Source organism: Pseudomonas sp. RU47, assembly GCF_004011755.1.
Taxonomy (GTDB): Bacteria; Pseudomonadota; Gammaproteobacteria; order Pseudomonadales; family Pseudomonadaceae; genus Aquipseudomonas.
In genome coordinates, this window is record NZ_CP022411.1 from 3,182,723 (window position 1) to 3,208,382 (window position 25,660).

General features: G+C 59.8%; 16 protein-coding genes, 1 tRNA gene and 1 pseudogene. 7 read left to right on the forward strand and 11 right to left on the reverse strand.

Going from position 1 to position 25,660, the window contains the following annotated elements; genetic code table 11:
• Positions 1-69: 69 nt before the first annotated feature.
• Together CCX46_RS14385 and CCX46_RS14390 are read right to left on the reverse strand one after the other, a co-directional pair.
• Positions 70-927 (reverse strand): glucose 1-dehydrogenase, encoded by an 858-nt coding sequence (locus tag CCX46_RS14385; protein ID WP_127927402.1) that lies wholly within the window; start codon positions 925-927, stop codon positions 70-72.
• 212 nt (positions 928-1,139) lie between these two features.
• Positions 1,140-2,294: a MalY/PatB family protein gene (locus CCX46_RS14390; RefSeq protein ID WP_127927404.1), complete on the reverse strand. Its 1,155-nt coding sequence runs from the start codon at positions 2,292-2,294 to the stop codon at positions 1,140-1,142.
• Positions 2,295-2,617: 323 nt separating this feature from the next.
• Between CCX46_RS14390 and fdnG the strand changes: the two genes are divergently transcribed.
• The 7 genes from fdnG (at position 2,618) to CCX46_RS14430 (ending at position 11,952) form a co-directional block, all read left to right on the forward strand.
• Complete coding sequence (gene fdnG / locus CCX46_RS14400; RefSeq protein WP_158013181.1) at positions 2,618-5,683, forward strand: formate dehydrogenase-N subunit alpha; 3,066 nt, start codon at positions 2,618-2,620, stop codon at positions 5,681-5,683.
• On the forward strand, positions 5,684-6,619 hold the full coding sequence (gene fdxH, locus CCX46_RS14405; RefSeq protein WP_034154153.1) for a formate dehydrogenase subunit beta: 936 nt from the start codon (positions 5,684-5,686) through the stop codon (positions 6,617-6,619).
• Positions 6,616-7,281: a formate dehydrogenase subunit gamma gene (locus tag CCX46_RS14410; RefSeq protein ID WP_127927410.1), complete on the forward strand. Its 666-nt coding sequence runs from the start codon at positions 6,616-6,618 to the stop codon at positions 7,279-7,281. Before fdxH ends, CCX46_RS14410 begins: the two co-directional genes overlap by 4 nt.
• 3 nt (positions 7,282-7,284) lie before the next feature.
• The gene (gene fdhE, locus CCX46_RS14415; RefSeq protein ID WP_127927412.1) at positions 7,285-8,211 is read left to right on the forward strand and encodes a formate dehydrogenase accessory protein FdhE; all 927 of its coding nucleotides are present in this window, start codon (positions 7,285-7,287) and stop codon (positions 8,209-8,211) included.
• A 313-nt stretch (positions 8,212-8,524) separates the two neighbouring features.
• Positions 8,525-9,937, forward strand: coding sequence for an L-seryl-tRNA(Sec) selenium transferase (gene selA, locus CCX46_RS14420; protein WP_127927414.1), 1,413 nt, complete (start codon positions 8,525-8,527; stop codon positions 9,935-9,937).
• Complete coding sequence (gene selB / locus CCX46_RS14425; RefSeq protein ID WP_127930394.1) at positions 9,934-11,850, forward strand: selenocysteine-specific translation elongation factor; 1,917 nt, start codon at positions 9,934-9,936, stop codon at positions 11,848-11,850. Before selA ends, selB begins: the two co-directional genes overlap by 4 nt.
• A gap of 6 nt (positions 11,851-11,856) precedes the next feature.
• Positions 11,857-11,952, forward strand: a tRNA-Sec gene (locus CCX46_RS14430).
• Between the two features lie 157 nt (positions 11,953-12,109).
• Here CCX46_RS14430 and CCX46_RS14435 read toward each other — a convergent pair.
• The 9 genes and pseudogenes from CCX46_RS14435 to CCX46_RS14475 form a co-directional block, all read right to left on the reverse strand.
• Positions 12,110-12,469, reverse strand: a complete 360-nt coding sequence (locus CCX46_RS14435; protein ID WP_102900463.1) for a DUF6124 family protein — start codon at positions 12,467-12,469, stop codon at positions 12,110-12,112.
• A gap of 547 nt (positions 12,470-13,016) precedes the next feature.
• On the reverse strand, positions 13,017-16,634 hold the full coding sequence (locus tag CCX46_RS14440; RefSeq protein WP_127927416.1) for a hypothetical protein: 3,618 nt from the start codon (positions 16,632-16,634) through the stop codon (positions 13,017-13,019).
• A gap of 141 nt (positions 16,635-16,775) precedes the next feature.
• Positions 16,776-17,066 (reverse strand): annotated as a pseudogene (locus CCX46_RS14445) (type II toxin-antitoxin system RelE/ParE family toxin).
• Entirely contained in the window at positions 17,059-17,304 is a 246-nt protein-coding gene (locus CCX46_RS14450; protein WP_122844203.1) for a type II toxin-antitoxin system ParD family antitoxin, read from the reverse strand. Before CCX46_RS14450 ends, CCX46_RS14445 begins: the two are co-directional and overlap by 8 nt.
• Before the next feature lie 309 nt (positions 17,305-17,613).
• A complete protein-coding gene (locus CCX46_RS14455; protein WP_127927418.1) occupies positions 17,614-22,104 on the reverse strand; it encodes a YVTN family beta-propeller repeat protein in 4,491 nt (1,496 codons plus the stop codon).
• A 271-nt stretch (positions 22,105-22,375) separates the two neighbouring features.
• Positions 22,376-22,897, reverse strand: a complete 522-nt coding sequence (locus CCX46_RS14460) for a hypothetical protein (RefSeq protein WP_127927420.1) — start codon at positions 22,895-22,897, stop codon at positions 22,376-22,378.
• On the reverse strand, positions 22,894-23,415 hold the full coding sequence (locus CCX46_RS14465) for a hypothetical protein (protein WP_127927422.1): 522 nt from the start codon (positions 23,413-23,415) through the stop codon (positions 22,894-22,896). Before CCX46_RS14465 ends, CCX46_RS14460 begins: the two co-directional genes overlap by 4 nt.
• Positions 23,412-24,065: a hypothetical protein gene (locus CCX46_RS14470; RefSeq protein ID WP_127927424.1), complete on the reverse strand. Its 654-nt coding sequence runs from the start codon at positions 24,063-24,065 to the stop codon at positions 23,412-23,414. Before CCX46_RS14470 ends, CCX46_RS14465 begins: the two co-directional genes overlap by 4 nt.
• Before the next feature lie 289 nt (positions 24,066-24,354).
• Entirely contained in the window at positions 24,355-25,650 is a 1,296-nt protein-coding gene (locus CCX46_RS14475; protein WP_127927426.1) for an OprD family porin, read from the reverse strand.
• Positions 25,651-25,660 lie beyond the last annotated feature (10 nt).

Genomic DNA, 25,660 nt, shown 5'->3' on the forward strand with positions numbered 1-25,660 from the left:
GGATATGACGGCCATCGCACCGCGTTCAATGGGCCTTCAGTTTTACTGTAGGCGTTGGCGAAGGGGGCATCACAGCATCGGTTTGCCGCCGGTCACGCCATAGCGCTGGCCGGTGATGTAACTGGCTTCGTCCGAAGCCAGCAGCACGTAGATCGGCGCCACTTCCACCGGTTGCCCGGGGCGGCCGAGCGGGGTGTTGCCGCCGAAGTTCTGCACTTCTTCATCGGGCATGGTCGAGACAATCAGCGGCGTCCAGATCGGCCCCGGTGCGACGCAATTCACGCGGATTTCCTTCGGCCCCAGCATCTGTGCCAGACCGCCGGTGAAGTTGGCAATTGCGCCTTTGGTGGTGGCGTAGGCGAGCAGGGTGGGTTTGGGCATGTCCGAGTTGACCGAGCTGGTGTTGATGATCGAAGCCCCGGCAGACATATGTTTGATCGCCGCCTGACACAGCCGGAAGATTGCGGTGATGTTGACGTCGAAGGTCATCACCCATTCCTCGTCGGGGATTTCTTCGAAGCTCTCGTGGGTCATCTGGAAGGCAGCGTTGTTGACCAGCACATCGATGCGGCCAAAGCGTTCGACGGTTTTGTCGACCAAGGCCTGGCACTGGGATTTCTGCGCGATATCGCCCGGCAGCAGAATGCACTGACGCCCGGCCTGTTCGACCCAGCGTGCGGTTTCTTTGGCGTCTTCGTGTTCATTCAGATAGGCGACTGCAACGTCGGCGCCTTCACGGGCGAAAGCAATCGCCACGGCGCGGCCGATGCCACTGTCGGCGCCGGTGATCAGGGCGATCTTGCCGGCCAGTCGCCCGGAACCGACATAGCTTTGCTCGCCGCAATCGGGATAGGGCTCCATTTTGCGTTGCGAACCGGGAACGGTCTGGGCTTGTGCGGGGAAGGGTGGTTTTGGATAGTCGGTCATCGCGGGTCTCCGAGGTTTCAGGGCAGGTATGGGCGGTTGACCCGGTGCGTTTGCCGTGAGTTCGATCGGATGTGCACTGCATTTCTGACTTGGAAATTCAAAACCCAATGTGGGAGCGAGCCTGCTCGCGAATGCGGTGTATCAGTCGCCATCATTCATTGAATGACAGACCGCTTTCGCGAGCAGGCTCGCTCCCACAGGGTTTAGGGGGCTCAGGTGTTGCGCTGAGTCAGGGCGCGCTCCATGCGGGCGATACCTTCTTCGAGCAACGAACGCGGGCAGCCGAAGTTCAGACGTACGAACTGCTGGTGTTGATCGCCGAAGTCCAGACCGGCGCTGAGGCCCACCTTGCCCTGCTCGAGGAAGAACTGCTGCGGGTTGTCCAGATCCAGCGCCGAGCAATCCAGCCAGGCCAGATACGTGCCCTGCGGCACGTTGATGGTCACGCCCGGCAAGCGGCTGCGTACTGCTTCAACCAGCCAGTCGCGGTTGGCCTGCAGATAGGTTTTCAGATCGGCGAGCCAAGGTGCGCCTTCGCTGTAAGCGACGCGGGTGGCTTCCATGCCCAGCGGGTTGACGCTGTCGACCATGCCGCAGCGGGCGTGGTTGACGCGCTCACGCAGGGCCGCATCTTGAATGATCATGAACGAGGTTTTCAGGCCGGCGATGTTGTAGGCCTTGCTCGCCGACATCAGGGTGATCGTGCGCCTGGCAATCTCCGGGCTCAGGGAGGCAGTCGGAATGTGCACGCGACCGTCGTAGCACAGCTCGGCGTGGATTTCGTCGGAGATGATCCATGCGTCCTGCGCCGCACAGATATCCGCCACCGCTTGCAGCTCTTCACGGCCAAAAACCTTGCCGATCGGGTTGTGCGGGTTGCTCAACAGCAGCGCGCCGCCACCGTTCAGCGATTCACGCAACACATCCAGCGGCGTCAGGTAAGTACCGTCGGCCTGCGCAATGAACTCCAGCTCGACCTTGTTCAAACCCCAGTGGCCCGGCGCGTGGCGCAGTGGCGGATAGTTCGGCACTTGCACCACGACGTTCTGTTGCGGCTGCACCAGCGCTTTCAAAGCCATGTTGAAACCGGACTCGACGCCTGGCAGAAAGATCAGCTCTTGCGGTTTGACCTTCCAGGCGAACTTGTTCCACAGGTCGGCGACGATGGCTTCACGCAGGTTGTCCTGCGCCACGCTGTAGCCCACCAGTGGATGCAGCAGGCGTTGTTGCAGCGCATCGATGATCACCGGTGGCGCGGCGAAATCCATATCAGCGACCCACATCGGCAACACATCGGCCGGGTAGCGGCTCCACTTGGTGCTGCCGGTGTTGTGGCGGTCGAATAGCTGATCAAAATCGAAAGTCATGCGCGGTCTCGTGAAGGCGGGATTGGTCCTGCGGGCATGATAAGCCCATGGCCGTGCAGGAGCACACAAAACCTGTGGGAGCGAGCCTGCTCGCGAAAGCGGTCTGTCAGTCAATAGTTGTCTCAACTGACAGGGCCTCTTCGCGAGCAGGCTCGCTCCCACAGGTTTTCCAGTGCATGACCGATTGTCGCCGACGGTCGGTTTTCACACAGATCGTGTGGTCATTGTCTACAGTGAAAAGGTCGGCATTCGTTTGCCGCAACCGTGATTGTCCAGATAAAACCCGGCTCAAGTACCGGGTTCCACCTGATCAGGAGTGCACGATGGATCTCAGCCGTCGTCAGTTCTTCAAGGTCGCCGGTATCGGCCTTGCAGGCTCGAGCCTGGGCGCGTTGGGCATGGCCCCGACGCAAGCCTTCGCCGAGCAGGTGCGCCACTTCAAGCTTGCCCACACCCATGAAACCCGCAACACCTGCCCGTATTGCTCGGTCGGCTGCGGTTTGATCATGTACAGCCAGGGCGATACCGCGAAGAACGTAGCGCAAAGCATCATTCACATCGAGGGCGACGCCGACCACCCGGTCAACCGCGGCACCCTCTGCCCGAAAGGCGCAGGCCTTCTCGACTTCATTCACAGCCCCGGCCGTTTGCTCTACCCGCAAACCCGTAAGCCGGGCAGCAGTGAATGGACGCGAATCGGTTGGGACGAAGCGCTCGACCGCATCGCCGACCTGATGAAAACCGACCGGGACGCCAACTTCATTGAGAAAAATGCCAACGGGCAAACGGTGAATCGCTGGCTGACCACCGGGTTCCTCGCCGCGTCGGCAGCGTCCAACGAAGCCGGTTACATCACCCAGAAGGTGATTCGCAGTCTCGGCATGCTGGGGTTCGATAACCAGGCGCGTGTCTGACACGGCCCGACGGTGGCAAGTCTTGCCCCGACGTACGGCCGTGGTGCCATGACCAATACCTGGACCGATATCGCCAACGCGAATCTGATCCTGGTGATGGGTGGCAACGCAGCAGAAGCGCATCCGTGCGGCTTCAAATGGGTGACCGAGGCCAAGGCGCACAACGCTGCGCGGCTGATCGTGGTTGATCCGCGTTTTACCCGGACCGCGTCCGTGGCCGACTACTACGCGCCGATCCGCACCGGCACCGACATCGCCTTCATGGGCGGGCTGATCAATTACCTGCTGACCGAGGACAAGATCCAGCACGAATACGTGCGCAACTACACCGACGTGTCGTTCATCGTCAAAGCAGGCTATGGCTTCGAAGACGGCATCTTCAGCGGTTACGACGTCGCCAAACGCAGCTACACCGACAAATCCGGCTGGGGTTACGAGTTGGGCGAGGACGGCTTCGTCAGAGTCGACCCGACCCTGCAAGACCCGCGCTGCGTCTATCAATTGATGAAGCAGCATTACAGTCGCTACAACATCGACCTCGCCAGCCAGATCTGCGGCATGCCAGTCGATGCCATGCAGAAAATCTGGGAAGAGATCGCCACCTGCTCGATCCCGGGCAAGACCATGACGATTCTCTACGCCCTCGGCTGGACCCAGCACTCGATCGGCGCGCAGATCATTCGCAGCGCGGCAATGGTGCAACTGTTGTTGGGCAACGTCGGCATGCCCGGTGGCGGTGTCAACGCCTTGCGCGGTCACTCGAATATTCAGGGCCTGACCGACCTTGGCTTGCTCTCCAATGCACTGCCGGGCTATCTGACCTTGGGCCAGGACAGCGAGCAGGACTACAACGCCTTCATCCACAAGCGCACGCAAGTCCCGTTGCGTCCGGGGCAACTGTCCTACTGGCAGAACTACAGCAAATTCCACGTCAGCCTGATGAAGTCGTGGTACGGCGCCAACGCTACCGTCGAGAACAATTGGTGCTACGACCATTTGCCGAAACTCGACATCCCCAACTACGACGTCCTGAAGATGTTCGACCTGATGAGCCAGGGCAAGGTCAACGGCTACTTCTGCCAAGGCTTCAACCCGATCGCTGCGCTGCCGGACAAAAACCGGGTGATGGGCGCACTGGCCAAGCTGAAATGGCTGGTGGTGATGGACCCGCTGGCCACCGAGACCTCGGAGTTCTGGCACAACGTCGGGCCGTACAACGATGTGAAAACCGACGAAATCCAGACCGAAGTCATTCGCCTGCCGACCACTTGTTTTGCCGAAGAGGACGGCTCGCTGGTCAACAGCAGCCGCTGGCTGCAGTGGCACTGGAAAGGCGCCGACGGCCCGGGCGAAGCGCAAACCGACATTCGCATCATGAGCGAATTGTTCCTGCGCCTGCGCAAGCGCTATCAGGCCGAGGGCGGCAAATTCCCTGATCCGCTGCTGAAACTGACGTGGCCGTACAAGATCGCCGACGAGCCTTCGCCAGAGGAATTGGCCAAGGAAATCAACGGCAGCGCTGTCGCTGATTTCACTGACGCCACGGGTGTGACGGTCAAAGCCGGCTCGCAACTGGCCGGGTTCGGCTTGCTCAAGGACGACGGCAGCACCGCGTCCGGCTGCTGGATTTTCGCCGGCAGCTGGACCGAGGCCGGTAACCAGATGGCGCGGCGCGACAACAGCGACCCGTTCGGCATGCATCAGCATCTCGGCTGGGCGTGGGCCTGGCCGGCCAATCGGCGGATTCTCTATAACCGCGCTTCGGCAGATGTCTCGGGCAAACCGTGGGACCCGAAAAAACGTCTGGTCTGGTGGAACGGCAAAGCCTGGGGCGGCACCGATGTGCCGGACTACAAGGCCGATGTGCCGCCGGAAGCCGGGATGAACCCGTTCATCATGAACCCCGAAGGCGTCGCGCGGTTCTTCGCCGTCGACAAGATGAACGAGGGGCCATTCCCCGAGCACTACGAGCCGTTCGAAACGCCGATCGGCATCAACCCACTGCACCCGCAAAACAAGAAAGCCACCAGCAACCCGGCGGCGCGGATCTTCGATTCGGTTTGGGAAACCCTCGGCGAGGCCAAGGATTTCCCGTACGCCGGCACCAGTTACCGACTCACCGAGCATTTCCACTTCTGGAGCAAACACTGCAAGTTGAACGCGATTGCCCAACCCGAGCAGTTTGTGGAAATCGGTGAAGTGCTGGCAAAAGAGAAGGGCATCGCTGCCGGTGATCGCGTACGGGTCAGTTGCAAACGCGGCTTTATCGAAGCGGTGGCGGTGGTGACGAAAAGGATCCGGCCGCTGCAGGTCAACGGCCAGGTCGTGCATCAGATCGGCATTCCGCTGCACTGGGGTTTCACCGGCCTGACCCGTCACGGTTACCTGACCAACACCCTGGTGCCGTTCCTCGGCGATGGCAATACCCAGACCCCGGAATCCAAGTCATTCCTGGTCAACGTGGAGAAACTGTAAATGGCCAGCCAAGACATCATTGCCCGCTCGGCCACCACCACGGTGCCGCCATCGGTGAGGAATCAGGAAGCGGTGGCGAAGCTGATCGACACCACCAAATGCATCGGCTGCAAGGCCTGCCAAGTCGCCTGCTCGGAGTGGAACGAACTGCGCGACGAGGTCGGCCACAACCACGGCACCTACGACAACCCGCAAGACCTGAGCGCCGAAACCTGGACGCTGATGCGCTTCACCGAGCACGAAACCGACGCCGGCAACCTCGAGTGGCTGATCCGCAAGGACGGCTGCATGCACTGCGCCGAGCCCGGTTGTCTGGCGGCGTGCCCGAGCCCCGGCGCGATCATCAAGCACGCCAACGGCATCGTCGATTTCGATCAGGATCACTGCATCGGCTGCGGCTATTGCATCACCGGTTGCCCGTTCAACATTCCGCGCATTTCGCAGAAGGATCACAAGGCCTACAAATGCACTTTGTGCTCGGATCGCGTAGCGGTAGGGCTGGAACCGGCCTGCGTGAAAACCTGCCCGACCGGCGCCATTGTTTTCGGCACCAAGGAAGACATGAAGGAACACGCTGCCGAACGCATCGTCGATCTGAAAAGCCGTGGCTTTGAAAACGCCGGCTTGTATGACCCGGCCGGTGTCGGCGGCACGCACGTGATGTACGTGCTGCACCACGCCGACACGCCAACCATTTACGCCAATCTGCCGCAGGATCCGGCGATCAGTCCGTTGGTGGGGTTGTGGAAAGGCATCAGCAAACCTCTGGGCCTGTTGGCCATGGGCGCGGCGGTGCTGGCCGGGTTCTTCCATTACGTGCGCATCGGCCCGAACCGGGTCGAAGAAGATGAACATCCAACGCCACCCGACACCTCGGTGCACGTCGTCGATCCGGCGGTGCACACCTTCGATCCACGCGGGGAGGAGCGGCCATGAGCAACAAGACGATCCTGCGTTACACCGCTAACCAGCGCACCAATCACTGGCTGGTGGCGATCCTGTTTTTCATGGCCGGGCTGTCCGGACTGGCGTTGTTTCACCCGTCGCTGTTCTGGCTGAGCAACCTGTTCGGCGGCGGGCCGTGGACGCGGATTCTGCATCCGTACATGGGAATAGCGATGTTCGTGTTTTTCCTCGGTCTGGTGCTGAGTTTCTGGCGCGCCAACTTCTTCATCAGCAACGACGGCAAGTGGATGCGCCGCATTGACCGGGTGCTGGTCAACGACGAAGAAAGCGTACCGCCAGTGGGCAAATACAACGCCGGGCAAAAGCTGCTGTTCTGGACTTTACTGCTGTGCATGCTCGGTTTGCTGTTCACCGGGCTGGTGATCTGGCGCGCCTGGTTCAGTGCGTATTTCGGCATCACCGTGATTCGCTGGGCAATGCTCCTGCATGCGCTGGCCGGGTTCATTCTGGTGCTGAGCATCATCATTCACATCTACGCCGGGCTGTGGATCAAGGGCTCGGTCGACGCGATGATGCATGGCTGGGTCAGCCGCGCCTGGGCGAAGAAACACCATGAACTCTGGTATCGCGACGTCACCCGCGATGAACGCCAACCGGACGTGCCGGAGCGACCGATCACCAAAAAGGGCTGACTTTTGCCAACCATTCTTGAACCTGGGGAAATCGAAGCGGCGGCGAGTTCGCCGCCGTTTCTGCATCTGCCGCCGCCTAACCTGTTTGCGCTGCGGGCCGCTCGACTGGAACAACTGGCCGAGGGGCATGCGCTGGCTGACTATCTGCGGCTGGTTGCCGGGTTGTGTCGGGTGCAGCAGCAGGTGTTTGACGATCCGCCGCTGGTGACGCCTTTTGATCAGCAACGGATCGAGGCTTGTCATCAGCATGGTTTGCCGCCGTTCGCGGCTGATACCTTGGTGCGCGAAGAGGGCTGGCAGGCTTATCTCGAAGCTTTGCTGCAGCGTTATGAACCTGACGAACAGCCCGCCGTTGTCGATGCGCTGGACACTTTGCGCGCCGCCAACCCCGGCCAGTTGCGCGCGTGGGCCGTGGCGTTGGTCAGCGGTCAATATTCGATGGTGCCGGCGCAGTTGGTGCCGTTTCTTGGCGCGGCGCTGCAAGTGGCGTGGAGTCACTGGCTGCTCAGCGCCGCCAGCCTGCAACTGAAACCCGGCGACAGCCTCAGCCAATGCCCGGCCTGTGGTTCGCCGGCGATGGCCGGGGTGATCCGCCATCGTGGCAAGCACAACGGTTTACGATATCTGGTGTGTTCGCTGTGTGCGTGTGAATGGCATGTGGTGCGGGTCAAGTGTGTGTACTGCGAGTCGAGCAAAGGGCTTGATTATCTGAGCCTTGAGGATGATCGCCACGCCGCCAATCAGGCGCCGCTGCGGGCGGAGGTCTGTCCGGGTTGTAACAGCTATCTGAAACTGGTGTATCTGGAAAACGATGCTGATGCTGAGGCATTGTCGGCGGATCTCTCCAGTTTGCTGCTGGACATGCGACTGGCGCAGGACGGTTATCAGCGGCTGGCACCGAATCTGTTATTGGCCCCGGGAGACGAATGACGAGAGCAAAACTGTGGGAGGGAGCCTGCTCCCGAAGGGGCCATTTCAGCCACATCAGCTTTGACTGACTTACCGCCTTCGCGAGCAGGCTCGCTCTCACAGGGATTGGTTGCGTGCACTCATTTTGCAGGCCGCCCCAAAACAATGTGGGAGCGAGCCTGCTCGCGAAGGCGTGAGGTCAGTCACATCCACACTAACTGGCACACCGCTTTCGCGAGCAGGCTCGCTCCCACAGTGCGTCTACACTTCTGAAACCCTTGTGGGAGGGAGCTTGTTCCCGAAGGGGCTGTTTCAGTTGAATCAGGAGTGGCTGATGTCTTCGAGCGTTGCCCTGCGGTTGCCGTCTATTGACGGGTTGTTGCGTCACCCGGCGTGCGCGCCGTTGGCCGAGCGTTACGGCCGGGATTCGTTACTGACGGGGCTGCGTCAGTTGCTCGATGAGCTGCGGCCCGGCGTGTTGAACGGGCAGTTGTCCGCCGTTGAAATCGGCGCTGAAGTCCTTGCCGGCCGAGTCGGCGAACGCTTGGCGCAACAGCAACGCAGTCAGGTTCGTCGGGTGTTCAACCTCACCGGCACGGTGCTGCACACCAACCTCGGCCGCGCCTTGTTGCCGAACGAAGCCATCGACGCCGTGCAAATGGCCGCGCGTTACCCGCTCAATCTGGAATTCGATCTTGCCAGCGGCAAACGCGGTGATCGCGATGACCTGATCGAAGGCCTGATCCGCGAACTGACCGGCGCCGAAGCCGTCACCGTGGTCAACAACAATGCCGCCGCCGTGCTGCTGACGCTCAACAGTCTGGGCGCGCGCAAGGAAGGCATCATCTCGCGCGGTGAGTTGATCGAAATCGGCGGCGCCTTCCGCATCCCCGACATCATGGCCCGCGCGGGTGTGCGTCTGCACGAAGTCGGCACGACCAATCGCACTCATGCTCGTGACTACGAAGCAGCGATCAGCCCACGCAGTGGTTTGATCATGCGCGTGCACGCGAGCAACTACAGCATCGAAGGGTTTACCGCGCGCGTGCCGACTGCGGAACTGGCGGAGTTGGCGCATCGGCATGGCTTGCCGTTGCTGGAGGATCTGGGCAGTGGCAGCCTGTTGGATCTGACGCGCTGGGGTTTGCCGGCCGAACCGACGGTGCGGCAGGCGTTGCTGGATGGCGCGGATATCGTCACCTTCAGCGGCGACAAATTGCTCGGCGGCCCGCAGGCCGGGTTGATCGTTGGGCGCAAAGAGCTGATCGCGAAGATCAAGAAGAACCCGTTGAAACGTGCTTTGCGCGTGGACAAGTTGACCTTGGCGGCGCTGGAGGCGGTGCTGGGCTTGTATCGCGATCCGGATCGACTCGCTGAACGTTTGCCGAGTCTGCGCCTGTTGACCCGCCCGCAGACTGACATCTTCGCCCAGGCTTTGCGCTTGCAGCCCTTGATGTCTGAACGGTTAGGCGAGATCTGGCAGGTCTGTGCAGTCGAGGCCTTGGGCATGATCGGCAGTGGCAGCCAACCGGTCGCGCGTTTGCCGAGCGCGGCGTTGTGCATGCGCCCGCAAGTTTCCAAACGTTTGCGCGGGCGTTGCCTGCTGAATCTGGAAGTGGCGTTGCGGGCCTTGCCGATCCCGGTGCTCGGGCGCATCGACGACGACGCGCTGTGGCTGGATCTGCGCCAGCTCGACGATGAGCCGGCATGGCTCGCGCAACTGCCGCATTTGCAGGTCGAACCGTGATTGTCGGCACGGCGGGGCATATCGACCATGGCAAGACGTCGCTGCTGCAAGCCCTGACCGGACAAACCGGCGACCGTCGCCCGCAGGAGCGCGAACGCGGGATGACCATCGACCTTGGCTATCTCTATGCCGAACTCGAACCGGGCGCGGGGCTGACCGGGTTTATCGACGTGCCCGGCCACGAGAAATTCACCCACAACATGCTCGCCGGCGCGCAAGGCATCGATCTGGTGTTGCTGGTGGTCGCGGCGGACGACGGCGTGATGCCGCAGACCCGCGAGCATCTGGCGATTGTCGAATTGCTCGGCATTCCGCATACCTTGGTGGCGATCACCAAATGCGATCGCGTCGAGGCGGGCAGGGTGGAAGAGGTTCAGCGGCAGGTGCTGGATCTGCTTGCTCCCGGACCGTTTGCCGAGGCGCCGATCCTGACCGTATCGAGCCTGAGCGGGCAGGGCATTGATGGGTTACGCGAGGTGTTGCTGCAGACGCAAAGTGAAGTGCATGAACGCAGTCGCGAAGGTGGTTTTCGCCTGGCCATCGACCGCGCGTTCAGCGTTGCCGGTGCGGGCATTGTGGTTACCGGGACGGCGTTGTCGGGCGCGGTGGCCATCGGCGACAAACTCACCCTCGGGCCCTCCGGCAAACCGGTACGAGTGCGCGGTCTGCACGCGCAGAATCAACCCGCCGAGCAGGCCTTCGCCGGGCAGCGGGTGGCGTTGAACCTCACCGGCGAACGCCTCGAACTGGCGCAGATCCATCGGGGCCAATGGCTGCTGAGCGAGTGGCTGCAGGCGCCGACGCAACGGGTCGACATCGACTTTCATCTATTGCCCGGCGAACGCACTTTCGAACACTTTCACCCGGTGCACGTGCACCTCGGCACGCAGGATGTCATCGCCCGGGTGGCCTTGCTCGAAGGCTCACGGTTGAATCCCGGCGAGCGCATGTTCGCGCAACTGCTGATCAATACGCCGGTGCACGCGGTGAAGGGTGATCGACTGATTCTGCGTGACCAGAGTGCACAGCGCACCTTGGGCGGTGGCCAGGTACTCGATCCGTTCGCCCCGGCGCGACAACGCCGCAGCCCTGAACGTCTGACGCAACTGCGCACCTTGGCTTCTGGCGACGAACTTGAACACGTCTTGCCCGTGCTGCTCAACTACAGCGCCGGCGGCCTTGATCCGCAGCGGCTGGAACGCCAGTTCAATCGCCCGCGCGCGTCCTGGTCGTTAGCGGAAAACGTGCGCCTGATCGACACCCGCCAAGGCCCGGTGCTGTTCAACATGCAACGCTGGTCGCAACTGAAGTTCACCCTGCTGGAACAGCTCGCGCAGTTTCATGAGCAGGAGCCCGATCAAATGGGCCCGGATCGTGATCGCTTGCGTCGCTTCAGTGGTCTGGCGCTGGAGCGTGCGACGTTTGTCAGCCTGCTGGATGAACTGCTCACCGCCGGATCGATCCTGGCGAGCGGGCCGTGGCTGCATCGGCCCGATCATCAGGTGCGCTTGAATGCCGAGGACGAAGCCCTCTGGCAGCAACTGCAACCGCTGTTCGAAAACGCCGAATTCGACCCGCCGTGGGTACGTGACGCCGCCAAAATGCTCAGCCAGGACGACGCCGTCGTGCGTCTGCTGCTGCGCAAACTGGCGCGGCTGGGCTTGATGCATCAAGTGGTGCGTGACCTGTTTTTGAGTGATGGGCAACTGCGCCGAATGGCCGACGTGTTGTTAAAACTGGCCAAGGAAAATCCGCAGATCCAGGTGACAACCTTCCGCGATGCGCTAGGCTTGGGACGCAAACGCTGTATTCAGTATCTGGAGTATTTCGACCGCGTCGGCCTGACTAGGCGCACCGGCGAATCCCGCCAGATCCGCCCCGACAACGCGCTGGCCCACGCCGACGCCCAATGAGTTAAAGGAAGGCAATCGCGCCCGGTGGCGCGGCCGGGCTTCAAACCCGGTTGGGGACGGCATCCGTTCCCGGGCAGGTTCGACTCCGGCTGCCTTCCGCCAGTTTCCAAAAAGCCAAAGAACGGCTGCCGTAGATTGATCGTTCCCACGCTCCGCGTGGGAATGCAGCCCGGGACGCTCTGCGTCCCATCCAGAGCCGAACGCGGAGCGTCCGTTGAGGCATTCCTTTGCGGCGCGTGGGAACGATCATTGAGGCCCGCTACTGCGGCAATTCCAGATTATCCATCACCCGATTCACCGCCAGCTCGCCGAGCATGATCAACTGCGCGATACCCAACAACGTTCTGCGCTGCGACGCGGGGATGAGATGGGCAAAGTCATGGGCGATGGTTCTGGCGGAGGCGAGTGTTTCGCTGGCATCGGCCAGCAGTTCCTCGTTTTTGAAGTCTGCGGTGACGGCGTACATCCGGCGCGTCTTGCGCGGTGGCGGCGTGGAGCCGGGCGGGCAGAGGTAGTGATCGAGGGCGCGATCGGCGGCTTCGTGGAGTTTTTTTGAATCGAGGGATTCGTAGGGGGAGGTGGGGTCGGTTTCGGGTGGGTTTGGCGTTGGTTTGATCATGGTGAAGCTCCTTGAGAAATGGAGCCGTCAACCTTCGCTGCTAAACGAAGAGGGTGGCGGCTTGTACGCGGGTTAGCAGACCAGGCTCAAGGATCCCGGCGCACCGAAGTGCCCCACGCAAAGCCGCCATAACATATGGCGATACTCGCGTGCCTTGAAATTGCCGAGCTGCTAAACCCGATCGCTGATTCGTCAGCGACCGCACCACAATAGAACCCGCCCCCAAGGCGCACAAGCCGGCGGATTCTGGCGTAGCTGTAGGCAATGGCGCAAGGATATGTAGCCTCAAAGGCGTGTCTGGAGGTGTCTTTTAAACACTGGAGTTTAAAAGGTAAAAATCGGGCGCTTGTCTGGGTGAAACCGTGGTTTGTCCCCGATAACGCAATGAGTTCATGATAGGCAATTGCGGCCGGTGGCGCCGCCGGGTTGCAAACCTGTTTGGGGACGGCCTCCGTTCCCGGCCAGGTTAGACTCCGCCAGTCTTTCTCCAGCGTGTTGTGCTCACATATTTGGAATCGTGAAATTCTCATTTCTTAGATAAAGATTCTCACGGTTTAAATATGAAACTATCAAAGTAAATTAGATCTTGAATACGGCTTTGAATGACCATTCTGTCAATTTTCTCGTCCTCAAAAACTACGTTATATGCTTCTTGGCTTCCAGACGAAGATGACTGAAGCGGCTTTCTTCCAAGCTCCGATGTAGATGAATAGAAAATCACTTCTGCTGAATCGCTGGCATCCACATCCGCATACCAAAATTCAATGCATGAAAAGCGCGCACTAAAAGTTAATTCGACTATCATTGCGAAGCCGGCTGCAATCAAAGTTTGCCCTTCTATTTGTCCAGGGTATGAGCGGTGTGGCGGATCGATTCGAACTAAACCGTCACCAGAAAAGTTCTTAATTGTCATTGTGCCTATATCGCGTGAGTCGCCGGGCGAAAGTGTAAAAGATGGCTGCGCGTCAAAATTTTCTTCGGTGATCGGAGGTAGAACAGTTAGATTACGTACATTCGAATACAACGGATTACTCGGATAACAAGCCTCGGCGTACAACCGCCGCGCGCCGAGTGGCACGGTAATCGGACACTCCCAGAGACCTGTCGTCAGGCCGGCGGTCGCAGTTCCCCTTGTGGCCGAGCCGGAACCGGTGCCGTCACGGATATTGATTTTCTGACCCAGGCTCGCTGTGCCTTTAAGTATCAAATCGGTGCTGACGGTCGTTTCACCGTCAGGCACTTCCACCCCTTTGTCATCCAGCACATTGCCCAGTGTCGGCACTACCAGCGCGACCACAACCACATCGCGAGTATTCGATAGTATGCCGTCCTTGCGTCGGGCGCTTAGTTTGTAGGTATTCTCGGCAACCAGTCCGGTCAGTTGGAAAGTCCATTCTCCCTCTGGATCTACTTGAATTTCAGTATTCGGCATCAGCACGCCGTTATTGGCCAGATCGATTTTTGTGTAGGGCGTCGCTGTTCCACTCAGCGTGACGGCTGTTTCTACGGTAGGGCTGCCGTGAGGAATGTCATCCCCGCTGGGTGAGCCTTTGACCGAGGTAATGGTCGGTGGTACCTCTACGATGTTTTTGACCGTATAAGTCCTCACCGGAAAACTCAGCGCCAGGTTTACATCCGTGCTGCGATCCGGCGTGGCATTGAAGGTCACCCTCAGTTCGCTGAGATGTTTGAGTGCCTGCATGTCCACCAGCGGCAGCCTGGTATCTGCATAGCCTTGAGTTATCCATGTCGCGCTCACTGCATTGGCAGGGCCTGTCCATATCTCATGCTTGTATTCCGTGTCGTCTTTTTTGATACCAGCGACGGCCTTCCAGACGCGTTGGCCTGCGGCAATGTGCGGCCAGAAACCGCCACGAAGAGTGGCCGCAGCAGTGAGCGTCGACACATCCAGTTCAGTCCCGTCACCACCGTCGGCCGCCTGAATGATTTTCGGCGAATGCGAAAGATCCACACGCAGTTGCGACACCGCCAGCGTCCGGGGCCGCGAGTCTTTCGGATCCTGGGTGCCGCGGGTTACGGTGTAATCCAGCGTAATGGACTTGTCGAGGTTGAACGCGATCACCGAAACGGCTATCGGAATGTCTTGCGGGCCGAGGGTGGTGACCGGCCATGGATCCGTGGTATCCGAGCCGGCAGGCAGCGTTCCGGGTGCGCCGATCCAGCGGACGACAATCTTGTCGCCGATCAGCATGCCGTCATAGTCGACCACCGCGGTCAGTGCGCTCTGGGCATCCAGCGGGTCGAGGCTGGTGTCGTTCGGTGCTTGCTTGATCTTCGGCTCTTTCAGATCCAGCGCCACGCCGACACTGAACTCCAACGGCTCGGCATAACTCGTCCCACCGGCCGCACGCTTGATTTCGTACCGGGCGATCACCGTCCCGCCTTCATTGCCCTTGATCATCGCGGCCGGGATGGTGAACGGTACTTCCTTGCCTGCGGTGAATTCGTTCAGCTTGATCGAATCGGGGTATTCACCGGTGATCGAGCCGATCCAGAACATGAAGACTTCATCGCCTTTGACCGTTTCGGTGTACGGCACCGTGAGGGTTGTGCCGGCGGTGTCGGCTGGCAGAACCCCGTCGACCACACCGGCCACCACCGGTTCAGGTAGTTCCAGGCGTGGTTCGCCGACTTGCAGGATGTCGGTGTGGATCGACTCGCGAATGGCGCGGGTAGCCTCGAACGGGTTCAGTGTGGCGAGCACTGCGTCGGCGATCAGTTGCTGATAATAGAACTCGGCCGTGCCACCGTTGACCGGGGCCAAGTGTTTGCCGTCGATGCTGTACGCCAGCGGTGCCTCCGCGATGATGTCGTTGCGTGTGATGAGGCGCGCCGGCAGAACAGGCAGGTACGGCTTCAGGCCGGGGGTGGTGCCCAGCATGATTGGCTGGAGAACCTGGCCTTCGGCAAAGGATTTGTCGAAGGGGATCTCGAGACGCACCTGGGCCAGCGTCGGGTCCAGCGCCCCGGAGTCCTCGTCCAGCATGATCGGCGCGGCCAGCCGCTGCACTTCGCCGATGGCGCGGATGAATTGGCTTTTCGATTTCAGATCTTTGGAACCGTCGGCTTTTTTCAGGCGGTATGACAAGGTGATCTGCGACTTGGCCAACTGTCGCAGCACGGCGTTGGGGGCCTTGATTTCAATAATGCTCGGCACGCTGGTCAACGCCGCGCCTTCTACTTCCAGATCAATCGGCGCACCTTCGACCGGCGTGCCCTTGATCTTGATGAACGGGATGTCACCGATTTTGAAGTTGGTCGTGTCTGTGGCGATAATTTGCACGGTGCCGTCGGCGTCACCCAGTTGGTCGACATCCAGCACGTTGTTCAGCGTTTCCTTGAGCAACGGCGCGATCAGCCGGGTCGCATCAACGGCCACTACCACACGCTGTTCGGGGCTCCAGTCCTCGGAACGGTTGAAGACCTTGTCGTACACCTCGAACACCACGGCTACGCCGGGAAACTCTGCATCACCGGCGTCGGTGATGAAGTCTTTTTCGATTTTCACGATGATCGGCGTCTTGCCTTCGGCCTGTTCCTGAGTCAGCGGTTCACTGAGCACGAAGATCCCGCCCCAACTCACGCGACAAATATCGCCGGCTGCGGCGTAGGGATAGGGGGGTGTGCCGTCGGCCTTGCCAATGCTGATCTTCACGCCTTTTTCCGCAATCTCCTTGTCGATGCCACCGTCAAGAATGTCTTGGGGAATGATCATGATCAGCTTGGAATGCCCGCCGTCACCGTTTTCGTCATGGCCGCCCGGGCGCGTCAGCTTGACCAGCACCTGCATGACTTCAGACGGTTGGTCCGTGCCGCCCAACGGCTTGACGACATAGGACACCGCGAACTGACCATCGACCATGTGCCGGGAAGGCACGAACATGCGCAATTGCGTGCCGACCTCATCCTTGAGGACGGTCTTGCCCCCCGCGTCCAGCCCGGTGCCCCAAAAGATCGTCAACCTGTCGCCACTCGCCATATTCCCCCACGGCCCCGCCTGGCACTGCAGGCCATGCAGGGGAAAGTTGCCCAGCGCCGCGGCGATGTTGATGCCCCAGATATCGGGATCCTTCGACACCGGGTCCTTGCTGCGACCCGGGATGCCGAGTTCCGCGAGTAGCAGGGGTTTGTTGGGGCTGGCCATGGCAACGACTCCGGGCGGGAAAGTGACGGAGTGATTGAACGGCTAAAAGCGAGATTGCGCACCTGTCAGATCTGACAGGTGCGGGCTGAAATCCGACGGATGGTAATGTTGGGAGAGGTCGAGTCGACGCTGAAAAAGCGCTTAGAGATTGCGCTGCGCTTCCATCCGATCATGCAGAACCCTGATGATCGCGATTCCGTACGTGGTTATTCGGAAGTAAATCATGTGGCGTTCCACGCCACAGCGGCGATAACCGGGGCGGATTGCGTCACAGGCCGGTGCGGTTTTTGGGCGCTCGGCTAATTGCTCGAAGGCTGCGGTAATGATGTCGATGTAGCGATTGGCCTGATCCAGGCCCCATTGTTGAGCCGTATAACTTCAGATCGCCTCAAGGTCACCCTCGGCGGCGGGGGTAAGACGATATTCAGCCATGCGCGCTCAACATTCTCTTCTTGAATGCCTCGGGATCGAAGGGGCGAGGTTTTCCACTGGACTCACCTTCCCGAAGTGCCGCGCGGATGGTTTCCAGCTCGGCGTTTCGTTCCTGCTCACGACGGATCAGATCACGGATGTATTCGCTGTCGTTGGTGTAATGACCGGCTTCGATCTGGGCTTTGATCCAGTGGTCTTGCTGGTCAGTCACGGTGATGGTTTTTCGTACGGTTGCCATGAGTGGCCTCCAGCGGATGGTCGAATGCGCGCAAATTATCACACTATTGGTGCGCTAACGAGCATTGAGCCCGTTGAACAAACGATAGTCCCCGACACGTTAAAAGAAAAAGATCGCAGACTTCGGCAGCGACTACTCGCATATCTCTAGGAGCTGCCGAAGGCTGCGATCTTTTTATTCGGAATGCTGGAAAAACGTAGTCTGGCCCCGTTTAGTCTTGGAGGTGTCTTTTAGACACTCCGGTTTAAAAGGCGAAAAGTCGAGCAAGGATCTTGAGATCCCTCAGGGTCTCGCCCCGGTTACTCCTGCTCAGACCTCAATCACCGAGAGCGTATTCATTAGACCATTGATGACGTAAACGCGGGTACCGTCCGGGCTGATGGCAATGTATTGCGGCTGGAAACCGGCCGGGATACTCGTCAGTACTTGATTGGTCGCCGTATCAATCACTGATACCTCGTTTATATTGTAGTTGCAGGCATAGGCGCGTGTACCGTTCGGACTGACGGCTATCCCGCGCAAAGGTGACCCTGTCCGGATGTTGATCAGGACTTGATCAGTCGCAGTATCAATCACATCGACCGTACCGTCAGCATCGCAGCTGACATAGGCGCGGGTATTGTCCGGGTTGAAGGCGATCCAGTACGGATAGCGCCCGACCGGAATATTCGTCTGGACTCGATTCGTCGCCGTATCAATCACCGAAACCGTACTGCTTACGTAGTTGGGCACATACGCGCGTGTACCGTCCGGGCTGACAGCAATCCCCCTTGGACCGCTTCCAACCGGGATGCTCGCCAAGACTCGATCCGTCGTCGTATCAATCACCGAAACCGTATTGCTACTGTAGTTGGACACATAAACGCGGGAACCGTCCGGACTGACAGCTAACCAGTACGGATGGTGCCCGACCGGAATGCGGGCGAGGACTTGATGCGTCGCCGTATCAATTACAGAAATTATGTCTAAACGTCCGTGGCAGACATAAGCGCGGCTTCCGTCCGGGTTGAAGGCGACCCCATTCGAAGAGTCCTCGGTAGGGATGTTCAAGGCTATATTCGTAGCCGTATCAATCATCGAGACCACCGCTGGGTAAATTTGGTTACAGACATAAGCACGTGTACCGTCCGGGCTGATGGCGATCCCGTTAGGACTCCCCTCGATCCTGACAGTACCAACCGGCCCCAGCTCCGTAACGGTTACGCTTGCATTGGCGTCCTGAGTACCATGGGTGGCGCTCAAACTGTAACCGCCGGGACTGCCAGTTCCTTTAACGCCACCGACGCTGAGCCTGCCGAAACCATCGGTGATGAAATCGCGCTCACCACTGCCACCATCGGCGTACGTGAAGCCTTCCGGCAGCACCAAGCTGAGCTTGCTCCCGGGCATGGGGCTTTCATCGCTGGAGACGAGGAGCAGTTCAATGTTTTTCAGCCGGCCAGACGGGGCGATGGTGTAAGGCGCGTTGGTGAAGCTCGGCACACCATACTGCACTGCGCTAACCGTATAGGTGCGTACCGGGAAATTCACTGCCGTGGCATCACTGGCGACTTTGTCGAAGTTCACTCTAAAGGTCACCGTCAATGCGCTGCCGTCCTTGAGGGCCCTTAGCCAGTCCATGGGGGCCAGATAGGTTAATCCGTCCGTGTAGTGGTGCGGACTTCCGACCCAAACAATATGTTCGGCCGGTGTGCCATTCTCATGGGTACTGTCATAGCGTAACCAAACGTTTTGCCCCGAAAGCTGAAAAGGCCACGCTGTCACCCGAAGGTTTTCGGTGCCCGTCAGACTCCTGACATCCAGCTTGTCGCCGATGGCACCGTCGATTTCAGGGCGGGGTAAGTCCTTCTGTTGCAGTGATTGCACCGTCAGTCTTAATGTCAGCGACGACATTGGCTCACTGCTACCGCGGGTCACGGTGTAGCTCACCACTACTGGCTTGCCAAGGTTGAAGGCCACCACTGATTTCAGCAATGGGATATTCTGCTGCCCCACCGTCGTCACCGGCCACGGCTCGGTGGTATGCGTGCCGTCCGCGGGCGTGTTTTCGCCGCCAGCCCAGGTCACGGTAATCTTGTCTCCAGTCAGCATTCCCACATAATCCACGATGGCCGTGAGGCTGGTCTGGGCGTCCAAGGGATTCAGGGTGTCGTTGGATGCTTCCTTGATGTGGGGCGCTGCCAGATCCAGCGCCTTGATCGTATAAACCTTCACCGGCGCATCAATTGCCTCGGCTTCCTCCCGACTCAACGTCAGCGCGGCTTTGAAATGCAACTCCAGCCGACTGCCATCCGCCAGGTCCTTGATGGCGTTGTACGCCAGCGTATGTGTGTATTGACCGCTGTTGAACCAGTTTTGATTAACGTAGGAAGACGGCCACGGCCATACCACGTGATGGAAGGCATCGCCGTTATTCTTCGTACCTTTGAGGTTCAGTCCTACCCGATGATTGGCGGCTATAAACGCCCAGACGCCAGCGAGAATCGTTGCGCCCAACGTCACCTTCGATAGATCCAGCACCGTGCCCTCGGCTTGTTCAATGCTGATTTTGTCCAGCTCTGTCGCAGGCAGCGGCGTGACGCTGACGGTCAAAGGCAAAGATGGAGTTGTCTGGCCTGCGGTGACTTCGTAGCTGAGTGTGAAGGTTTTGGTTTCGTTGCCGATGTTGGCTGCGATGGCTGTGGCGGGAATCAGGAACTCGACGCTGCCGCTGGCGACGCCCGGTTTGGCGGGGATGTCCGGTGAGCCGACGCCGGGCGTGCCCGCCATGGTCAGTTTGATATTGTGTTTTTCATTCATGCCGATGTAGGCCACGATCACGCGGGCACCCGCTTGGGTGTCGAGTGGCGCCAGGGTCACACTGGCACCATTGCCTGTGGCTTCCGGCATCTGTGGCAATGGCAAGGGGTTTTCCAGCGCCACCCCGACACTGAACTCCAGCGTATCCGAATAACTCGTCCCGCCCGCCGCGCGCTCGATCTGGTAATACGCCTTCACTGTCCCGCCTTCGTTGCCCTTGATCAGTTCGGCCTTGATGGTGAACGGCACAGGCTGGCCGGCGGTGATGGCACTCAGTTTGACCCAGTCGTTGTTTACACCAGTGATCGAGCCTTCCCAGAAGCGGGTGACGATGTCGTCCTTGAACGTCTTGAGGTAGTTGACGGTCAGCGTGGTGCTGCTGGTATCGGCTGGCAGGGCGCCGTTGACCACGCCGTCGACTGTCGGCTCGGGTAATTCCTTGCGTGGTTCGCCGATCTGCAGAATGTCGGCGTGGATCGATTCGCGGATGGCGTGGGTCTGGTTGAGTTTGCTCATGGTGGCGAGCACCGAGTCATCGATCAGCAACTGGTAATACAGCTCCAGTTTGCCGCCAATGATCGGTGTCAGGTGCTGCTTGTCGACGATGATTTGCAGCGGCAGTTGGGCGTCCATATCGCCTTGGGTAATCGGCCGCAGGTTCAGGTTCGGCAGGTAGGTGCTCAGGTCGGGGCGAGTGCCGAGCCAGAACAGCTTGATCGCTTGGCCGACGTCGAAGGCGGGGTCGAAGGCGATTTCGATGGTGACCTGTTTCAGGTCCGGATCCAGCGGATCGATGGCGCCTTGTTTGGCCTCCAGTGCCACGGGAGCGGCGAGTCGATGAATCTCGCCGATGGCGCTGATGAACTGGGTTTTGGCATTCCGTTGTGCGCTGCCGTCGGCCTTTTTCAGGCGATAAGAGAGGGCGATCTGAGCCTGAGCCAGTTGGCGCAGCACGGCGTTGGACACGGTGATCTCGGGAACGCTGGGCACGCTGATCAAGACCTTTGCCGGTAACTCAATGTCGATCGGCGGACCTTCTTTCGGGGTGCCTTTGATTCGTACAAAAATGGTGTCACCGACCTCGAAGTCTATCGGTCGCGGGGGGGAAGGGTTTACGGCCATGACTTGCACCGTACCGTTGGCGTCGCCCAGTTTGTCGACGTCCAGCACGTTGTTCAGTGCCTCCTTGAGCAACGGCGCGCCCAGCCGGGTTTCGTCAAGCGTCACGACGACCCGTTGCTCGACACTCCAGCCGTCGGAGCGATTGTGGACCAGGTCGTACACTTCGAAGGCGACGGCCAGCCCGGCCTCGCCAGAGTCGCCGGCGTCCACAATGGTTTCCTTTGGAATGGTCACGATAACCGGCGTCTTGCCTTCAGCCTGCTCCTGGGTCAGCGCAGGGCCAGAAACGAACACCCCGCCCCAGCTGAATTGAGGCATATCGCCAGCGGCGGCGAACGGATAGGGCGGCGAACCGTCCGCTTTTCCGAGGGCGATCGATATGCCAGTGCCAATGTTGTCCTGGTGGACACCGTCCTTGAGAATCTCCTCGGGAATGCGCATCACCAGTTCCGGATGCCCCGGCCCCTCGCTGTGATCAGGGCCGCCGGGGAGGGTGAGTTTGACCAGCACCTGCATCACTTCCGAGTGTTCGGGCGTACCGCCGAGGCGGGTGACGGCGTAGGAGATTGCGTGCATACCTTCGGGAAGGTGTTTGGCCTCCACGAACATTTGCAGCTCGGTGTCGACCTCATCCTTGTCAACGATTTCCAACCCTATCTGCACATCGGCATCCCGCAAGATCCGCAGCGAGTCGCGGAGACCCATCGTCCCCCAAGGCCCGGCCCGGCACAGCAGACCCTGACGCGGGAAGTTGTCCAGCAACGCGCCACGGTTGATGCCCCATATCAGAGGCGTCGGTGACACCGGACCGGTACGGCCGGGGATGTCGAGTTCCTTGAGCAGTCGCGGGGCGTTGTTGGATGGGTCGTTGTCGGACATGGCGTGGCACTCCGTGAGTTTCAGCGATGGAGTGATTGAACGGCTAAATAGCGATTTGCACACCTGTCAGATCTGACAGGTGGCGACGAGTGGTCATTGGCGCGAGACTAAAAAGCCAAAGATCGCAGCCTTCGGCGGCTCCTACAGGGGGCTGTGCAGGGCATGGCGAAGGCTGCGATCTTTTGATCTTGCCGCTATCAGGCGCGCAAACGAATCTGCCGGCGCAACACATTCATCACATCAACTAACAGCCGTCACGCACCATCACACGTCACGGCTGATACGGAATCACCTTGTCCTTGTCCATTTCCACCAGCAACTGATCAAGCATCTGCCGCTTGTTTTCAAACGCTGGAGTCGGCACGTACCAGGTCATGACGCTCCAGCCTTCGCGCGAGTAGTTGTAGGTCTTGAGCAGTTCGCCGTCCTTGAAGACCGAGCCGCGCAGGTTGTCCTGGTAGTGGTAAGGCATGGGAAAGGTGAACAAGGTGAAGACGTTCACCAGCGCCAGCCAGTTGACCTTGCCGTCATGCGGCTCGGTGATCAACAGGCTGTAGCCGTTGCGGCTGTAGCCACCATCGAGCATGGAAAAGGCGCCGGTGTTTTTCAGGGCACTGATGGTTTCGCGCTGATGCTGTTCATCAATTCGGCTGTAGGCCGGTCCGAGCCCGAGTGTGACCGGTACGTAGGCGGTGCTGGCCTTATAGTCGAGCGGTTGCAGGGTATTGGCGCAACCACCCAGCGTCAGCAGGGCGAAGAGCAGGGCGGCAAGCTTGATGACGTTGAGGTTCATTGCGCAGCCCCGTCGGCAGGGATCAGACGATCATGCTGGACGTCCTGGGCAAACGCGCGGGCGATGCGGCTCAGATTCTGGCCTTCCAGTTCACCGCCCTGATCCAGCAGCCAGGTGTATTTCTGCGTGGTGTTGCGATAGCTGTATTGCTTCAGGCGCTTGTCACCTTGATAGACCGAGAATTGCGCCTCGGTGTTGTACTCCTTGGATAACGGCAGCGTGAACAACGTGGCGCAACTGAGCAACACCAGCGGAAACGGCGGAAACTCACGCTGCATGTTCAGTTTGACCTGGACGCTGTACTCGTCAGCTTTGGCGGTACCGGTCTGGACGTCACGGAACACCCCGGTCTGGCGCAGATGATTGCGCAGGGTCGATGAATTCATCGGGTCATCGACCATGACGTGGATCGGCATCAGATAATCCTGACCGTCGGCGAGGGTGCGCTCCGGCAAGGTGTTGGTGGCTGTGCAGCCGGTCAACAGCGCGGCGGTGGTGAGGGCGATGATTTTTTTCATGGTTTGACGTCCACGGCCACCGGTGCAGTGGGGCCGGCAAAGATGTAGGGTTCGGCGCGTTTCAGATCGAGTTTCAGCGGTTGCAGCGTTGGCAGCCCCGGGGTCATGCGCTGAGCGACCACTGCGTCACGGGCGTTCTGGTCGCTCCAGCGGAACGCGCAGAAACCGGCAGTCAGGCAGAACGAGCGAAATTCGCCGATGTAGTAGGCCTTGCCGGGCTCAAGTCGCATCGGCAGATTGAATTTTTCGCGCGCCTCGGCCGAGGTGAAAACCGTGCCGAGCCCAGGCTGGTAGCGGGCGGAAAAGAACTGGAAGTCATAGAACTCGTAATCGCCCGGCTTCAGGGGCAGCACGAACACGCTCGCCGCGCCGACGCCGTCCTGAATGTCCTGAGGCGTCGAGTAGGCACCGGCCAGTTTCCAGATACCGGCGGCACCGTATTCGGAACCGCGCTTGCGGAAGAAAATGCGCTGGTTGTCAGCGGCAGGGAATTTGACGGACTGCGGCCCGATCGAGCCGACGAGGTAGCTGACCGGCTCGTTGGCTTTCGGTTGCAGAGGTTCGCTGACCCATGAAGCGCTTTCGGTAATGCAGCCGCTGAGTGTCGCGGCGAGCACAGCTGCGGCGCCGAGTTTGAATAACTGGAACATGTACATCCCTGAATCTGCGTGTGTTGATTGACGGCGAACAGGAAGGTCAATCAATGCCTTCCTGGCTTGGCGTTTTTGGCGGGTGCGCAGGATAAGGGAGGTGATGGCATTTGGCTAGCCGTGAAAGGTGTGTTGCATACACGGATGTTTGGCTGAAACCCAAACCTGTGGGAGTGAGCCTGCTCGCGATAACTGTGTATCAGTGAGCATGAATGTTGCTGAAAAGACGCTATCGCGAGCAGGCTCACTCCTACAGGGGATAGCGTTTCAAATCGGGATAGGCGGTGGGTTAGAAACCCAGTGGGTACTGGATCACCACATAGATGCGGTCAATGTCATCGCCGGCCTGCGCTTCATTGGCCCGGTGCGATACATGCGAGAGCTGCACCGACAGATCCTTCGCCGCGCCCGATTGCACGACGTATTTCAAATCGATATCCCGTTCCCAGTGCTTGCCGCCGTCACCTTGCTGCGGCTGGTAACTGCCGCTGTCAGGATCGAACGGGTTGTAGGCGCCGCCTCGGGGTGCGAGGGTGCCGTCGATGTGGCTGCCGGAGACGTAGCGGGTCATGAAGGTCAGGCCGGGAATGCCCAAGGCGCCGAGGTCGAGGTCGTAGCGCGCTTGCCAGGAGCGTTCGTTGGCACCGTTGAAGTCGGCGTATTTGATCGAGTTGGCGAGGTAGATCGAGTCGCCGCCGACGAAATCGAACGGCGTGTCGCCATTGATTTTTTGCCAACCGAGCATCACCGCGTGGGGGCCGAAGGCGTATTTGCCGGACAGGCTGAACGCGGTGTTGTCGATGGCGCCGGCCAGCGCGCGGCCGGTGTCGCGGGTGTGGTAGAGATTGGCGTCGAGCAGTACGCCGGATTGCTTGAAGTGCAGATTGCCGTAGTACTGATGCCAGGTGTCTGTGAGTTCCGAGGCGTACAACGCGCCGCCGACGGGGCTGTCGGTGAACAGGTCGGCGCCGAGAAAACTGATACCGCCGGCCTCGGTATTGGCGCCGTAACCGTAGAAGTCGCCTTTCCCGGATGAGCTGTCCTGATCCTTGAAGGCGGTGAAATGCCCGGCGACCAGATTGAGGTGATCGAACTCGGCGCTGTTGAGCAGGAAACCGGTGGCGTACTCCGGTTGCAGGCGTTTGTCGGAGGTGTCGAATACCGGTGTTTCGACGGTCATTTCGCCGAAGGCGAGGGTGGTGCGCGACGCTTTCAACTTGAGTGCGCCGCCTGCGCTGGAGTAGTCGTTTTCGCTGCGGCCATCGCTGTCCACTGGCAGCAAACCGGTGCCGGAATGGCCCTTGCCGCCGTCCAGTTTCAGCCCGGCGAAGGCGTGGGCGTCAATGCCGAAGCCGACCGTGCCGGGTGTGAAACCGGATGAGAAGGTGCCGATAAAGCCTTGAGCCCATTCCTGTTTGTAGTTTTTGCCGGACGGTGAGGGCGAGCGGTAATCGTTGCTTAGGTAAAAGTTGCGGCTGAGGATTTCGCTTTTGGAATCGTCGAAGAAACCGCTGGCGTGGGCGGTGGTGGTCAGACCGCAGAGCAGCGCGAGCAGGGTGAGGCGCGAAGGGGCGCGGTCGATCATGATCAGTGGC

Coding starts and splice junctions, on each gene's coding strand:
- CCX46_RS14385 (WP_127927402.1), bottom strand. CDS start 927: ATGACCGACTATCCAAAACCACCCTTCCCCGCACAAGCCCAGACCGTT.
- CCX46_RS14390 (WP_127927404.1), bottom strand. CDS start 2,294: ATGACTTTCGATTTTGATCAGCTATTCGACCGCCACAACACCGGCAGC.
- fdxH (WP_034154153.1), top strand. CDS start 5,684: ATGGCCAGCCAAGACATCATTGCCCGCTCGGCCACCACCACGGTGCCG.
- CCX46_RS14410 (WP_127927410.1), top strand. CDS start 6,616: ATGAGCAACAAGACGATCCTGCGTTACACCGCTAACCAGCGCACCAAT.
- selA (WP_127927414.1), top strand. CDS start 8,525: ATGTCTTCGAGCGTTGCCCTGCGGTTGCCGTCTATTGACGGGTTGTTG.
- CCX46_RS14435 (WP_102900463.1), bottom strand. CDS start 12,469: ATGATCAAACCAACGCCAAACCCACCCGAAACCGACCCCACCTCCCCC.
- CCX46_RS14440 (WP_127927416.1), bottom strand. CDS start 16,634: ATGGCCAGCCCCAACAAACCCCTGCTACTCGCGGAACTCGGCATCCCG.
- CCX46_RS14450 (WP_122844203.1), bottom strand. CDS start 17,304: ATGGCAACCGTACGAAAAACCATCACCGTGACTGACCAGCAAGACCAC.
- CCX46_RS14455 (WP_127927418.1), bottom strand. CDS start 22,104: ATGTCCGACAACGACCCATCCAACAACGCCCCGCGACTGCTCAAGGAA.
- CCX46_RS14460 (WP_127927420.1), bottom strand. CDS start 22,897: ATGAACCTCAACGTCATCAAGCTTGCCGCCCTGCTCTTCGCCCTGCTG.
- CCX46_RS14465 (WP_127927422.1), bottom strand. CDS start 23,415: ATGAAAAAAATCATCGCCCTCACCACCGCCGCGCTGTTGACCGGCTGC.
- CCX46_RS14470 (WP_127927424.1), bottom strand. CDS start 24,065: ATGTTCCAGTTATTCAAACTCGGCGCCGCAGCTGTGCTCGCCGCGACA.
- CCX46_RS14475 (WP_127927426.1), bottom strand. CDS start 25,650: ATGATCGACCGCGCCCCTTCGCGCCTCACCCTGCTCGCGCTGCTCTGC.